General features: G+C 39.5%; 14 protein-coding genes. 8 read left to right on the top strand and 6 right to left on the bottom strand.

Translation table 11 applies throughout. The features are described from left to right. Positions 1-64 precede the first annotated feature (64 nt). The 4 genes from map (at position 65) to RIC88_RS18210 (ending at position 4,210) form a co-directional block, all read left to right on the top strand. Positions 65-856: a type I methionyl aminopeptidase gene (gene map, locus RIC88_RS18195; RefSeq protein WP_350218996.1), complete on the top strand. Its 792-nt coding sequence runs from the start codon at positions 65-67 to the stop codon at positions 854-856. Positions 857-904: 48 nt separating this feature from the next. Next, positions 905-2,698, top strand: a complete 1,794-nt coding sequence (locus RIC88_RS18200) for a chloride channel protein (RefSeq protein WP_350218997.1) — start codon at positions 905-907, stop codon at positions 2,696-2,698. A gap of 444 nt (positions 2,699-3,142) precedes the next feature. Further along, entirely contained in the window at positions 3,143-3,571 is a 429-nt protein-coding gene (locus tag RIC88_RS18205) for a TlpA family protein disulfide reductase (protein ID WP_350218998.1), read from the top strand. A 15-nt stretch (positions 3,572-3,586) separates the two neighbouring features. Continuing rightward, the gene (locus RIC88_RS18210; protein ID WP_350218999.1) at positions 3,587-4,210 is read left to right on the top strand and encodes a thioredoxin family protein; all 624 of its coding nucleotides are present in this window, start codon (positions 3,587-3,589) and stop codon (positions 4,208-4,210) included. Between the two features lie 72 nt (positions 4,211-4,282). Here the strand turns inward: RIC88_RS18210 and hpf are convergent, their stop codons facing one another. From hpf to RIC88_RS18230, 4 genes are all read right to left on the bottom strand, one after another. Further along, the gene (gene hpf, locus RIC88_RS18215; protein ID WP_350219000.1) at positions 4,283-4,582 is read right to left on the bottom strand and encodes a ribosome hibernation-promoting factor, HPF/YfiA family; all 300 of its coding nucleotides are present in this window, start codon (positions 4,580-4,582) and stop codon (positions 4,283-4,285) included. 26 nt (positions 4,583-4,608) lie between these two features. Beyond that, complete coding sequence (locus RIC88_RS18220) at positions 4,609-5,496, bottom strand: phage lytic cycle repressor MrpR family protein (protein ID WP_350219001.1); 888 nt, start codon at positions 5,494-5,496, stop codon at positions 4,609-4,611. A gap of 63 nt (positions 5,497-5,559) precedes the next feature. Next, positions 5,560-5,754, bottom strand: a complete 195-nt coding sequence (gene rpsU / locus RIC88_RS18225) for a 30S ribosomal protein S21 (RefSeq protein WP_350219002.1) — start codon at positions 5,752-5,754, stop codon at positions 5,560-5,562. A gap of 52 nt (positions 5,755-5,806) precedes the next feature. Beyond that, positions 5,807-6,970 (bottom strand): acyl-CoA dehydrogenase family protein, encoded by a 1,164-nt coding sequence (locus tag RIC88_RS18230; RefSeq protein ID WP_350219003.1) that lies wholly within the window; start codon positions 6,968-6,970, stop codon positions 5,807-5,809. Between the two features lie 130 nt (positions 6,971-7,100). On the opposite strand from RIC88_RS18230, the gene RIC88_RS18235 reads away from it, so the two are divergent. Then, positions 7,101-8,411, top strand: a complete 1,311-nt coding sequence (locus RIC88_RS18235; RefSeq protein WP_350219004.1) for a UDP-glucose dehydrogenase family protein — start codon at positions 7,101-7,103, stop codon at positions 8,409-8,411. Between the two features lie 94 nt (positions 8,412-8,505). Here RIC88_RS18235 and RIC88_RS18240 read toward each other — a convergent pair whose 3' ends face one another. Continuing rightward, a complete protein-coding gene (locus RIC88_RS18240; RefSeq protein ID WP_350219005.1) occupies positions 8,506-9,249 on the bottom strand; it encodes a DUF547 domain-containing protein in 744 nt (247 codons plus the stop codon). 170 nt (positions 9,250-9,419) lie between these two features. Between RIC88_RS18240 and RIC88_RS18245 the strand changes: the two genes are divergently transcribed. Genes RIC88_RS18245 through RIC88_RS18255 form a run of 3 tightly spaced genes read left to right on the top strand, consistent with a single transcriptional unit; the run spans position 9,420 to position 13,077 of the window. Then, positions 9,420-10,967, top strand: a complete 1,548-nt coding sequence (locus tag RIC88_RS18245; RefSeq protein WP_350219006.1) for a glycine--tRNA ligase — start codon at positions 9,420-9,422, stop codon at positions 10,965-10,967. Between the two features lies 1 nt (position 10,968). Then, entirely contained in the window at positions 10,969-11,736 is a 768-nt protein-coding gene (locus tag RIC88_RS18250; RefSeq protein ID WP_350219007.1) for a zinc-dependent peptidase, read from the top strand. Between the two features lie 9 nt (positions 11,737-11,745). Next, positions 11,746-13,077, top strand: a complete 1,332-nt coding sequence (locus tag RIC88_RS18255; RefSeq protein ID WP_350219008.1) for a deoxyguanosinetriphosphate triphosphohydrolase — start codon at positions 11,746-11,748, stop codon at positions 13,075-13,077. On the opposite strand, the gene RIC88_RS18260 is transcribed toward RIC88_RS18255, so the two are convergent. After that, positions 13,074-13,439 (bottom strand): hypothetical protein, encoded by a 366-nt coding sequence (locus RIC88_RS18260; protein WP_350219009.1) that lies wholly within the window; start codon positions 13,437-13,439, stop codon positions 13,074-13,076. The two genes, RIC88_RS18255 and RIC88_RS18260, sit on opposite strands and share 4 nt — an antisense overlap. Between the last annotated feature and the right edge of the window lie 414 nt (positions 13,440-13,853).

Below are 13,853 nucleotides of genomic sequence, written 5' to 3' on the forward strand. Positions count from 1 at the left end.
CGTTAAGAGCCCTGGTTCCTGATTAAAAAGGAACCAGGGCTTTTGTTTGTATTTTTGCAACCACATGATAAAACATAAAACACCGGAAGAAATTGAAATTATGAGGGAGAGTGCCCTTGTGGTTTCTAAAACTTTGGGACTCATGGCTGAAAAGATAGAGCCGGGTATTACACCTTTGGAGCTGGATAAAATCGCAGATGAATTTATCAGGGATAATGGAGGGGTGCCTGCATTTCTGGGTCTTTATGACTATCCAAAGTCAATAATTACTTCCGTAAATGAACAAGTGGTTCATGGAATCCCAACTGACAGGCCTCTTCAGGATGGAGATATTGTAGGAGTTGATATCGGAGTTTTGAAAAACGAATATTATGGCGATCATGCTTATACCTTCGCTGTGGGGGAAATCAAAGATGATGTCAAGAAGCTTTTACGTGTCACGAAAGAATGTCTGGATAAGGGAATCGAGCAACTTGTTGCAGGAAACCGAATAGGAGATTTAAGTTTTGCGATCCAACAGCATGCAGAAAAGCACGGATATGGAGTAGTGAGAGAATTAGTTGGGCATGGGCTAGGTAGAAAAATGCATGAGTCTCCTGAGGTACCAAATTTTGGTAAGCGTGGGAGAGGTAGCAAGATTCAGGAAGGGTTGGTGGTTGCCATTGAGCCAATGATTAATATGGGAACCAGAAGGGTGATCCAATTGAAGGATGGTTGGACGATCGTTACGGCTGACAAAAAGCCATCTGCACATTTTGAGCACGATGTTGCAGTTGTTAATGGTCAGCCTGAAGTTTTATCTACTTTTAAATACATAGAGGAGGCTTTAGAAAAGAAAAATGCTGTAATTGTTTAAGCCTTTCACAGCCTAATGCAAAGGCATACCTTTGCCATACTGTTAATAATGGCAAACCAAGAGAAAAGTACATTCAGCACGGTAATGATGAAGTTTCTGGTGTGGCGAATAAAGCACATCAGCGACAACAATTTTTTGCTGATTACTGCCGGTTTAATTGGAGTGTTTTCAGGACTTGCCGCAGTAATTCTCAAAAGTGCTGTTCACGCCATTATTCATTATCTGGAGCTAAACCTAAACCTTTTTAGCTTTAACTATTTATATCTGGGATATCCACTCATCGGTATTGTCCTTACGGTGTTTGTTGCCAAATACGTTTTTAAAGAAAATTTGGGACATGGAATCACTCAAATTCTCTACTCAATTTCTAAAAACTCCAGCATCATCCGGCGTACCAAGATGTATTCCCGAATGGTTACCAGTGCCATAACTGTTGGATTTGGCGGATCAGTCGGGTTGGAGGCACCAATAGTAGTGACTGGTTCAGCCATTGGATCCAACCTTGGTAGACTGTTTCACTTAGGATATAAAAACAGGACTGTGCTATTAGGCTGTGGTGCTGCAGGGGCTATATCTGCCATTTTTAATTCACCGGTCACAGGAGTAATCTTCGCAATGGAAGTGATACTTGTAGAGGTGAAAATAAGCAAGTTTATTCCTTTGCTCATTGCATCTGTCTGTGGTCAACTTGTCGCGCTGGTTTTGTTAGGAGAAGACATTCTTTTCTCTTTTAAGCTGACAGACAGTTTTGTTGCCAGAGAAACCGGATTTTATCTATTGTTTGGAGCAGTTTGCGGTATGATCTCATTGTACTTCACCCGGATCATGTACATTTTCGAGGGCAGTATTAAAAAACTGAAAAATGATTTTGGGCGCGCAGTAGTAGGTGGCCTTTCGCTGGCGCTGATAATCCTTACGTTCCCGCCGATTTACGGAGAGGGTTATAATACCATCAAAAGTCTACTCCAAGGTAATTCAGCTGATATTTTTCATCACAGCTTCTTTTATCAGCTTTCAGAGTATCAGGCTTCTTTAGTCATATTCTTATTTCTAATAATGCTGGTAAAACCGATGGCTACCGCACTAACTATTGGTGCAGGTGGTAGCGGCGGAATTTTTGCACCGTCACTATTCATGGGTGGCCTTACCGGGTACGTTTTTAGCTCTTCCACCAACTCGTTGCTGGGGACTTCATTAAGTACCAGCAACTTTACACTGGTAGGAATGTGTGGTGTGATGAGTGGTGTTTTGCACGCCCCACTAACGGCAATATTCTTAATTGCAGAAATAACCAGTGGATACATGCTTTTTGTCCCGCTGATGCTGGTTTCAGCGATTTCGTTTAGTACGATATCCTATTTTGAAAAACATAGTATTTACACTAAACGGCTGATAGAAACCGGTGATCTGATTCAATATGATAAAGATCAAATCGTGCTTAGCCTTATAGATCTCAAAAAAATAGTCGAGAAAGACCTGCTTATCATCAGTCCGGAATCTAACCTGGATGATTTAGTGAAACTGGTAATGAAGAGTAAACGAAACATCTTTCCCGTGGTTGATGAAAACAAGGAGCTTCAGGGCATTGTAACTTTGGATGATATTCGGGAAATGATGTTTGATGATGAATCACGGATGAATGTACTCATCAAAACCATCATGCAAAAACCGCCGGCAAGTCTTTCCCCTCACGAAAAAATGCAATCTGTAATGAACAAGTTTGAAGTCACACAAGCCTGGAATTTACCTGTCATAGACAATGGAAAATACGTTGGTTTTATCTCCAAGTCAAGGATTTTCAATGCCTACCGCAAAAAATTGATTCGGCAGACTGCTGAATAATTATCATGTGATAAAACTCTGATTTACAGTCAATTAATGCGTGATTGTTCTAGTTTATCAACAAATAAAAACAAAATCAACCTTTTACTAACATTCTGATTATCAGAATTTTAATTCCCTTGATATTCCCAGTGTGGATAACTTAGATGATTTGTGGATAACTTTTAAAAAATCATTTGGATAGCAAATTCTTTTGATAAACATTAATCATGGCACTTTTTCATCCAATCTAAACCACAAGTCTGGCAAAATGATACAAACATCCTTGCAAGGGGGCTTTTCAGAATTTGATAGATCTGTTTTCAAGTAAATCTCCAGATGCTATTTCTCGAATTAGTCCAAAAAACATTTAGACCGATTAAATAATGTTAAAAACCTGATTTCAGTAATTTCGTACTTCATATGGTGAAAAAGATAACAATAGCTTTTTGCGTCCTTTGTGCAATGCAACTTAAAGCACAGGAAGTAGAGGTTGTCAAGTTTACAGATCTTCAAAAGAAGATGCTATATACTGATGCTTCTTTAACCGTGTTTAATTTCTGGGCTACTTGGTGTGGGCCATGCATAAAAGAACTCCCTCATTTTGATGCGTTGGAAAGTGAAAACCAAAATGTAAAAGTTTATCTGGTGAGCATTGATTTTCAAAGCGAACTTGAGCGTGTAAAGAAATTTGTAATTAAAAGATCCCTGAAATCTGAGGTTCTTTTTCTGGATGAGAAAGACCCGGATGATTATATGGGTAAAGTGAGTCAGGATTGGTCAGGAGCTATTCCTGCAACGTTATTTGTCACAGACTTAGGTAAAACGTATTTCCATGAAAAAGCGTTTACAAAGGAAGAATTAGAGAAAACCGTTAAAAAATATTTGAATTAACTAATGTCCAGAACCATGAAACGAACATTTATTTTAATCCTTGGAGTTATGGCTGTGGTTGCCGTGCTTTTTATAAATGCATCTGAACCAGAAGCAGGCTATGGTGTGGGAGACTATGCTGCAGATTTCAAGCTCCCTAATACAAATGGTAAAATGGTTTCCATGTCAGATTACAACAGCGCAAAGGGATTTGTTATTATTTTCACTTGCAACACATGCCCTTATGCAAAGGCTTATGAATCCAGAATCATTGATCTGGATAAAGAGTATGCTGATAAAGGGTTTCCGGTTATAGCAATTAATCCAAATGATGTTTCCCAACAGCCGGGTGACTCAATGGATGAAATGAAGAAAAGGGCAAATAATAAAGGCTATACTTTTCCATATCTCAGAGATGACAGCCAGGAAGTAACCAAAGCATTTGGTGCATCCAAAACGCCACACGTTTACGTATTGAACAAAGAGTCAGCCGGTAAGTACAAAGTTGAATTCATCGGAGCAATTGATAACAGCCCTAATGATCCTACAGATGTCTCTGAGACATATGTGGAGGATGCAATCAACGCGATACTTGCTGGCAGTACCCCTGCGATTACTGAAAAACGAGCGATCGGATGTACGATCAAATGGAAAAGCTGAAAAAATTGACAATAATAAAGCCCTCACATTTATGAATGTGAGGGCCTTTTTTTGGTTTTATAGATTTACAGTTTAGTGCGCCAACACCTTCTCTTTGTGCTTTTTAAGTTGTCTTCTCAGCGCCTCAACAGCTGCATCGGCTCCAGCTTCAAAAGAGCGTGCTTTCTCCTTTGAGAAGAACTGGTTCTTTGGTCCATTCAGTTTAATCTCTACTATTTTATTCTCTTTAGAATCATCATTCTCAACCCTGAGAAAGACCTCCCCATCGATAATCCGATCATAAAAAGTCTCTAGTTTATCAACTTTCTTCTGAATGAAATCGAGCAGCTTACCGTCTGCGTCGAAGTGAATGGAATGCATCTGTAACTTCATGTCTGTCACTTTTAAAAGGTTATACATTAAGCTTTCGGGTGTGCCTGATCAAAGGCCGCCTTCAGCTTCTCTATTGAATTATGGGTATAAACCTGAGTAGCAGCAAGACTGGTGTGACCCAATAAATCTTTTACCGCATTCAAATCTGCCCCTTTATTTAATAAGTGTGTTGCAAAGGTGTGCCGCATAACATGCGGGCTCTTTTTGCTAAGAGTAGTTACCGCAGAAAGGTACATTTTTACCTTGCGGTAGATGAACATGGGATATAAGGGATCACCAGCATCTGTCACCAACAATTTATCCCCATTAATACCCATTTGGTTTTTTTGGCTTTGATAGATTCTTATTAATTGTATTAACGAATTTCCGATGGGTATGATGCGTTCTTTATTCCTTTTTCCCAGAACCCGAATCGTATTTTCGTAAAAATTAACATCTGTCTCTTTGAGCCCCTGCAGTTCTGCCAGACGAATACCTGTGGAATAAAGTAATTCGAGTAACAATTTATCCCGCTGACCTGAAAAATCATTCGAAAATTCGACACGATCCAAAAGGTTGGTAATCTCCTCTTCTTTAACAAAAGAAGGGAGCTCCTTTTTAGTCTTTAGTGGTTTTATTTGAGAGGTAGGGTTTAGCTCAATATATTCTCTCCCTAACAGGAACTTGTAAAAGGACTTGAGGGTAGCAATTTTTCTATTCACTGATTTTGCTGAAATCCCCTTATCCATTAGTGAAACTACCCAACCACGAATTTGCGGATGACGCACTTCAAGCAGGTCACTGATTTCAAAATCAGCTAGAATAAAATGTGAAAATTGTAGGAGATCTTTCTTGTAAGCTTGGACAGTGTGGGGACTGTAGCGTTTTTCAAAAGAAAGATATTTAAGGAAAGTCTCCACCATAAGCAGCATCATCCCAATATTTCGGGATGAATACTAAACTTATTAAAATCTTAGGTGAAGAAGAAGGAGATGAGGCTATTTATTTTCCTCGTCTCGAATTTGCTGAATGTACTTCGCTTTGATAACCTCTTCTCTTCTAGCAACTGAAGGCTTTTTGAAGTGAGTTCTTGATCTTAGCTCTCTAAGTACACCAGTTTTTTCGAATTTCTTCTTAAATCTTTTAAGTGCTCTGTCTATTGACTCGTTCTCTTTAACGTTGATTATTAACATTTCAGAATTTTTAATGGGCCGCAAATATAGCAGCTATTTTATATCAATACAATTATTGATTCAATAAGGTTCTTGAAATTACAACCTTTTGAATCTCAGATGTTCCTTCACCTATCGTACAAAGCTTAGCATCTCGATAGTACTTTTCTGCAGGATAGTCTTTTGTGTACCCATAACCACCAAAAATCTGAACTCCATCATTAGCTACTTCCACTGCGATTTCTGATGAGTATAACTTAGCCATTGCTGATTGTCTTGTAACATTCTCACCTTTATTCTTCAATTCAGCAGATTGGTATGTCAGCAATTTTGCGGCCTCTACTTTAACAGCCATGTCTGCCAGTTTAAAGGCGATTCCCTGGAAGTTGGAAATGGATTTTCCAAATTGCTCACGTTCCTTCGAGTATTTAGTGGCTGCATCTAAAGCACCTTCTGCAATCCCACATCCTAATGCAGCAATTGAGATTCGTCCTCCATCAAGCACTTTCAGCGCTTGAACAAATCCTTCGCCCACTTCACCAATTAAATTTTCTGCCGGGATTCTGCAATCTTCAAAAATCATTTCTGAAGTCTCAGATGCTCGCATTCCCAGTTTATCTTCTTTTCTACCCTGCTTAAATCCGGGGTTAGTTCTCTCCACTATAAAAGCGCTGGCATTTCTTGATTTTCCCGCTTCGCCCGTTCGTGCAATGACTACAGCAACATTTCCGGAATTCCCATGAGTAATGAAGTTCTTCGCACCATTTAAAACCCATTCATCTCCTTTTTTTTCAGCAACTGTTTTCATATTACCGGCATCTGAACCTGTATTTGGCTCTGTCAAACCCCAGGCACCAATCCAATCGCCTGTAGCAAGCTTTGGTAAATATTTTTTCTTCTGCTCTTCACTTCCGTGCTGAAGAATATGACCTGTACATAGTGAGTTATGAGCAGCCATAGAGAGTCCGATGGACCCATCAACTTTCGAAAGCTCAATGATCGCAGTAACATATTCGTGATATCCAAAGCCAGCACCGCCATATTCCTGAGGAACCAAAACACCAAGCAAACCTAACTCCCCCATTTTGCGAAAAACATCAATAGGGAATTCCTGAGACTCATCCCACTTCATTTTATGAGGTTCGATTTCTTTTTTACAAAAATCACGTACCATCTGGGCGATCATTTCTTTATTCTCGTTTGTGTTCTGGGGTTGAGTCATTGTTGCTGTTGACATATATTAAACGTTTGCTTAAAGGGAACGCAAAGTTACTAATCTTGTTTGTCTAAAAATATCTTCTGATAATTTTCAGGTAAGAAACAAGTTTTACTTTTGCGGCCTTATACATTCTGAAAATTAAATTAATATGAAAATAGCGGTTGTTGGGACAGGCTATGTAGGACTTGTAACAGGTACCTGCTTTGCGGAAACAGGGAATCATGTTACCTGTATTGATATCGATGAAAAAAAAGTCGAAAAGCTTAACAATAAACAGATTACCATTTACGAACCCGGGCTAGAAGCTCTCTTTGAGAGAAATATTCGTCAGGGTAGGCTTGAATTCACCACTAGCTTAAAAGAAGGTATCAAAGGAGCGCAAATAATCTTTCTTGCGCTACCAACACCTCCAGGGGAAGATGGATCTGCAGATCTTCAGTATGTGCTTAGGGTAGCAGAAGATTTGGGTCCAATGCTAGAAGATTTTACTGTGATCGTTGATAAAAGTACAGTACCTGTAGGCACAGCTGAAAAGGTGACCGCTAAAGTGAAAGCGGGTGCTAAAGTGGATTTTGAAGTTGTTTCTAACCCAGAATTCCTAAGAGAAGGTGTAGCAGTAGACGACTTCATGAAACCTGACCGAGTGGTGATTGGAGCAGAAGAACCGCGATCCATCAAACTAATGGAGAAGCTGTACGCTCCATTCGTGAGACAGGGGAATCCGATCATTTTCATGGATGTACGTTCAGCAGAACTTACAAAGTATGCTGCTAATTCATTCTTAGCAACGAAAATTACATTCATGAATGAGATTGCTAATCTGTGTGAGTTGATGGGAGCAGACGTAGATAAAGTAAGAAAGGGAATAGGCACGGATACACGAATTGGAAACAGGTTCTTGTTCGCTGGCATAGGCTATGGTGGAAGCTGTTTCCCAAAAGACGTTCAAGCATTAGCTAAATCTTCAACTGAGGTAGATTATGATTTCAAAATTCTGAACTCAGTAATGGATGTGAACGAAAATCAGAAGCAAAAGCTGATCAGCCCGTTGAAAAAATATTTCAATGGCTCACTGGAAGGTAAAACCATTGCGGTTTGGGGCCTGGCGTTTAAGCCATACACCGATGATATTCGAGAAGCTCCGGCACTTGAAAATATAAAGAAACTCTTAGGAATGGGTGCCAAAGTAAAAGCGTATGATCCTGAAGCAATGGACAATGTTAAAGATGTCTTTGGTGATGATATATATTTCGCTGAAGATCAATATGATGCAATTCAGGATGCTGATGCACTAATGATTATGACAGAATGGCCAATCTTCAGAACCCCTGAGTTTGAAAAAATTTCATTATTACTGAAAAACAAGGTGATTTTTGATGGAAGAAACCTTTACGATCTTTCGCAAATGGAAGAGCTGGGGTTCGAATACCATAGCATAGGTCGTAGAATAGTAAAGTAAGGATTCGAATACAAAATCAAAGCCCGGTCAGTGATCGGGCTTTTTTATTTCACAAAGCTCTGATAATTGGTTCGCTAAGATCGGTATGGCAAATCTATTTCTGCTCATTTAGTGCCCAGTCGTAATCCTTCCAATCAATATTTGCATTTGCATTGAGTTTCGTTGGAGAATACTTATTGATGTATTCTATCAAGGTTCCGTTATTGTTAAAATCCCCACCATACCAATTAAATAATTTAGAAAGAGTAGCCTGATTAGCACTCTTAAACTCATTTTTAGAAGGATTTGCTAAAAATTCTTTGGCTGCCTTTGTTAACTGAGCATCTAGATTTTCCGGAGTGTACGCTTGGTTCTGGAGCTTGGGACAAGATACTGCAGCACAAACAAGGGCAAAATGAATTCTCGGCTCGTCGAATTCTTTACGGATAATCCCATGCTCAATATTGTTCAGATCGTATTCCTCATCGCCTATATTAATAAATTTTATATCCCACGCGGTGCTGACAAAAGGTATTTTAATTGTAGAACCAAGGTCTTTTATGCTTTGAACCGGATAATGCTCTAAAATCAGCTCAAGTGTAAAAGCATTATACGCATTGATCCAATAGGCTAATTTCTGATCTTTGGTCCATGATTTTTCAGGAGCATTGCTTTCAAGCATGGTGAGGTAAGACTTCAGCTTTGTTCGATCCGCTTTCAGTCCCTTATAATCCACCATCCCTTTCTCATCAACATACTTTTGAAGTAAATCGTCAAAGGGTTTATGCGAAACTCCACTCTGAGCCAATACGCTAAAAGAAAATAATATTGTTAGAATATAGAGAGTTAAATTCTTCATTTCGATTCATTTTTAATGGCTAACAAACGTCTTTCTCAGTTGTTTGGATTCCATTCGCCGACTAAGTCAAGCAAGATGTACGCCAAAAGACATATCTTAATTTAAGTAGTTCTTACAAAAATCTAATCCTGCAAACCAAAAGATTGCCTGGAAATATATCTTTGCGGGCTATGAGCAATACACCTGACGGAGGATCTTTGAAAAGCATTGTTTCTCACTGCAAAGAGTACGGTTTTATTTACCCATCCAGCGACATCTATGATGGGCTTGCGGCTACCTATGACTATGGCCCTAATGGTTCGGAGCTGAAAAACAACATCAAAGAATACTGGTGGCAGGCTATGGTACGCATGCACGAAAATATTGTCGGAATTGATGCAGCCATATTCATGCACCCAACCACATGGAAAGCTTCAGGACATGTTGATGCGTTTAATGACCCACTGATTGATAATAAAGATTCCAAAAAGCGCTATCGAGCTGACGTTTTAGTTGAGGAATACATTGCCAAAATCGAAGGAAAGATTGAAAAAGAAGTGACCAAAGCTGCTAAACGGTTTGGTGATGACTTTGATGAATCGCAATTTGTATCTACACACCCTCGAGTAGTCGGTTATAAAGAGCAAATAACTTCAATCGAAAATCGATTGGGTAGTGCGCTGGGTTCAGGAGATCTGGCTGATGTAAAAGCACTTATTGAAGAACTTGAAATTGCTGATCCGGTTTCAGGCTCTAAAAACTGGACCGATGTACGTCAGTTCAACCTTATGTTCTCAACGGAAATGGGATCGTTAGCAGATGGGGCAGATAAGATCTATTTACGACCAGAAACGGCACAAGGCATTTTTGTGAATTACCTGAATGTGCAAAAAACAGCTCGAATGAAGCCTCCTTTTGGTATTGCTCAGATAGGTAAGGCATTCCGAAACGAAATTATTGCGAGGCAGTTCATTTTCCGTATGCGTGAATTTGAGCAAATGGAAATGCAGTTTTTTGTGAAGCCAGGAGAAGAGATGGAATGGTATGAGCATTGGAAAGAAAAGCGTATTAACTGGCATAAAGCTTTGGGATTAGATCAGGAGAATTATCGCTTCCACGATCATATCAATCTTGCACATTACGCAAATGCCGCGGCTGATATTGAGTTTAACTTCCCAATGGGATTCAAGGAGCTTGAAGGCATTCATTCTCGCACAGATTTTGACCTGAAAGCCCATGAAAAGCACTCAGGCAAGAAACTGCAATTCTTTGATCAAAATACCAATGAAAGCTACGTACCGTATGTTGTAGAAACTTCGCTTGGCTTAGACAGGATGTTTCTCGCAATCATGGCTTCCTCGTATACCGAAGAAAAATTAGAGGACGGAAGTGAAAGAACTGTTTTACGAATTCCACCGGCGCTTGCTCCAAATAAAGTGGCTATCCTTCCACTGGTAAATAAAGATGGTCTGCCTGAAAAAGCAGAGGAGATTCTAAATGAACTACGCTTCGACTTCTCATTCCAATATGATGCTAAAGATGCTATTGGAAGAAGGTACAGACGACAAGATGCAATTGGAACTCCATATTGCGTGACCATTGATCACCAAACATTGGAAGATAATACGGTCACAATCAGAGAGCGGGATAGTATGAGTCAGGAGCGGGTTTCTGTTCCTGAATTAATTAAAACACTTCATGATAAGGTGGATATGAAGCATCTATTGAAAAAAATCTAGTTTGGAATTATTACTCCTATTATTAATTCCGGTTATAGCAAGATGGATTATTCGCTTTAATCAAACAGGCAGTCTTTTCCCGGCCTTTTTCCTAAGTGCTAAACACAAAGATTTTTTGGTTCAGAATTTTGTCTATTATCAAAAACTGCCACCTAAATCGAAACAGATTTTTGAACGTAGGTTAGCACTTTTTATTAGCTCTAAAAAATTCATTCCAAGGCAAATGAACCATGTGACATGGGAGATGAAAGTGCTGATTTCTGCCTCTGCCATTCAGTTAACATTTGGTTTTCCAAAAGTAAACTTGAGCTGGTTTCGATACATCCTGATTTTCCCGGAAACCTTTTATAGCCAGGCAAACAAACAGCATCATAAAGGTGAGGTTAACCCAAAAGCAAAAACCATAGTGCTTTCCTGGAAATATTTTGTGGAGGGCTATCTGAAACCTGATGGACGAAATCTGGGGTTGCATGAAATGGCACATGCACTTCGGCTTGAAAACAGGATCATGAATGAAGAATACAACTTTCTCAATCACGAAGTTTTAGAGGAATGGGAAGTTCGTGCCAGGCGGACCATGGAAGAAATCAAGAATGGATCAGAAACATTCTTTAGAGAATACGGTAGCACTAATAATGAAGAGTTTTTCGCAGTAGCTGTTGAGAATTTCTTTGAACGGCCGGTTGAATTCTATTCAAAGCACCCAAAAACCTATCAAACACTCTGTCGATTGCTCCGACAAGACCCTGTTTTACTGGAAAACACCTAATTTTTCAAAATGAACTGGCTTCAACTCTTATCTCACAAACGCCCCGGCGAAACTAAAACGGTTGCGCATGATCAAACAAGAAGTCGATTCGAGCAGGATTATGATCGAATAATTTTCTCACATCCATTCAGAAAACTTCAGGATAAAACTCAGGTGTTCCCACTACCTGAAGATGATTTTGTTCATACCCGACTCACTCATAGCCTTGAGGTATCTGTTGTTGGCAGGTCTTTGGCAAAGAATGCCGGAACATTTCTATTGAAAAAATATCCTGAGCTGAGTAAGGCCGGCTATACGGAACAAGATTTTGGTGGTATTGTAGGGGCAGCATGCCTGGCTCACGATCTTGGAAATCCTCCTTTTGGACACTCGGGAGAAGACAGCATTTCGTCTTTTTTCCTGACCAATGAAAAGGGTCAATTCTATAAAGGAAAAGTGTCTGAAAAAGAATGGAAAGACCTCACCACCTTCGAAGGAAATGCTCAAGGGTTACGCATACTAAATAGCAAAGGAAATGGTGGATTAAAGCTAACCTATGCAACACTCGGAGCATTCACCAAATACCCTCTTTCTTCTTCATGTGAGAAAGAAAATGGCAGAAAAAGCCAAAAGAAATTCGGATACTATCAATGCAATGCAGACCTGTTCAACGAAATGGCTAGTGAAATGCAATTGGTTTCTGTGGGTAAAAATAAATGGTGCAGACATCCATTGGCCTTTCTGGTAGAGGCTGCAGATGACATCTGCTATCACATCATTGATCTGGAAGATGGTTGCCGGCTGGGTTTGGTTTCTTTTGAAGTGGTGAAAGAAATGTTAGCTGAAATTATCGGAGATTCTTATTCTGAAGAGAAGGTTCAAAAGATCAAATCCCAACATGAAAAACTGGGCACACTCCGTGCAATGGCCATTGGGCAACTGATTCAGGAATGCTCGGAAGCATTTATAGACAATGAAGAAAAAATGCTGGACGGTTCTTTCGATACCGATCTTACCAGCTTAATTCCATCAGCTCCGTCGATGAAAAAAATCATTGATTTATCTATTGAAAAAATTTACCGATCCAAATTGGTCCTGGAAAAGGAAGCAGGTGGATATGAGGTGATAGAAAATTTAATCGAATCGTTTGCAACAGCTGTCTATGCGGACAAGTTTGATAAGCCATTGCCAAAACATAAGTCCATTTTGAGATTACTGCCAGAAGAGTATGAAGTTCAGCTAGAAGAATCTAATTCTGTCTATGAAGCGTTGCAAATTGTCATTGATTTTGTCAGTGGACTCACTGATTCGCATGCTGTTCGTCTTTATAAAACGATCAAGGGCTACCGACTTCCGGTTTAGTTGTCCACAGACTTTCCGTCTTTATCCAATATTTCCCAATATAGAAGATAGCTGGCAGTGCTGTTTCTTTCCAATAGCGTAATAGAAGTAGAATATTTTCCTGGATTATCATCCACTTTAAATTTGAATACACCAAGCTTATCATTCAGGCTCACAAAATCATAATCCCACACTTCAACCTCATTCCATCCCTCATGGACATCTAATACCAGCCCTATTTCTTCCGTGTCCCCAGTATCCACTCTGTGATATCGTTCACCCTCCGGCCAAATTTTATGACCATCTTTTTTTAGATACATTTCGTCCTTATCAATTTCATCGGGGGTGGTGCACTGAACAGAGTTGATTCTGATTTTAGGCATGGGTGTAAGGTTTTGATAAAAAATATGTACTAACCCGTCATAATAGGTTGATGGATTTTAAAAATTTGAAATAACATGTGGAGCAATCTTCACCGGTTTTCCATGTATAAAATTAGGTGTTTTAAAGTTTAGACTTATAGGTGGTTTTCGATTATTGTCGGTTTCGCTAGACGCTTTATTCAGTGCTTACCCTGAGCATGGTGTCAATTCCTTTGTGCTTATTGCACTGTTGATGAGGAACTTGCCTTTAGATTCGTTAGCTCTTTCCAAAGTGGTTTGAAAATCACTCAGTCGTTACCCCAATCAGAATGATAAATAAGCTCTTGAGTAGATTTTCTGCTGGAAGATGGCCATTTTGTATGTTATACAACTAAAGCTTAAACCGTAGTTTTTCTGTGTCCCACTTTTTGCTTT

Origin of the sequence: Ekhidna sp. (genome assembly GCF_040220215.1) — a bacterium.
Taxonomy (GTDB): Bacteria; Bacteroidota; Bacteroidia; order Cytophagales; family Cyclobacteriaceae; genus Ekhidna.

Excerpts from the sequence above, each read along its gene's own strand:
- map (WP_350218996.1), top strand. The coding sequence starts at position 65 with ATGATAAAACATAAAACACCGGAAGAAATTGAAATTATGAGGGAGAGT.
- RIC88_RS18200 (WP_350218997.1), top strand. The coding sequence starts at position 905 with ATGGCAAACCAAGAGAAAAGTACATTCAGCACGGTAATGATGAAGTTT.
- RIC88_RS18205 (WP_350218998.1), top strand. The coding sequence starts at position 3,143 with ATGCAACTTAAAGCACAGGAAGTAGAGGTTGTCAAGTTTACAGATCTT.
- RIC88_RS18210 (WP_350218999.1), top strand. The coding sequence starts at position 3,587 with ATGAAACGAACATTTATTTTAATCCTTGGAGTTATGGCTGTGGTTGCC.
- hpf (WP_350219000.1), bottom strand. The coding sequence starts at position 4,582 with ATGAAGTTACAGATGCATTCCATTCACTTCGACGCAGACGGTAAGCTG.
- RIC88_RS18220 (WP_350219001.1), bottom strand. The coding sequence starts at position 5,496 with ATGATGCTGCTTATGGTGGAGACTTTCCTTAAATATCTTTCTTTTGAA.
- rpsU (WP_350219002.1), bottom strand. The coding sequence starts at position 5,754 with ATGTTAATAATCAACGTTAAAGAGAACGAGTCAATAGACAGAGCACTT.
- RIC88_RS18230 (WP_350219003.1), bottom strand. The coding sequence starts at position 6,970 with ATGTCAACAGCAACAATGACTCAACCCCAGAACACAAACGAGAATAAA.
- RIC88_RS18235 (WP_350219004.1), top strand. The coding sequence starts at position 7,101 with ATGAAAATAGCGGTTGTTGGGACAGGCTATGTAGGACTTGTAACAGGT.
- RIC88_RS18240 (WP_350219005.1), bottom strand. The coding sequence starts at position 9,249 with ATGAAGAATTTAACTCTCTATATTCTAACAATATTATTTTCTTTTAGC.
- RIC88_RS18245 (WP_350219006.1), top strand. The coding sequence starts at position 9,420 with ATGAGCAATACACCTGACGGAGGATCTTTGAAAAGCATTGTTTCTCAC.
- RIC88_RS18255 (WP_350219008.1), top strand. The coding sequence starts at position 11,746 with ATGAACTGGCTTCAACTCTTATCTCACAAACGCCCCGGCGAAACTAAA.
- RIC88_RS18260 (WP_350219009.1), bottom strand. The coding sequence starts at position 13,439 with ATGCCTAAAATCAGAATCAACTCTGTTCAGTGCACCACCCCCGATGAA.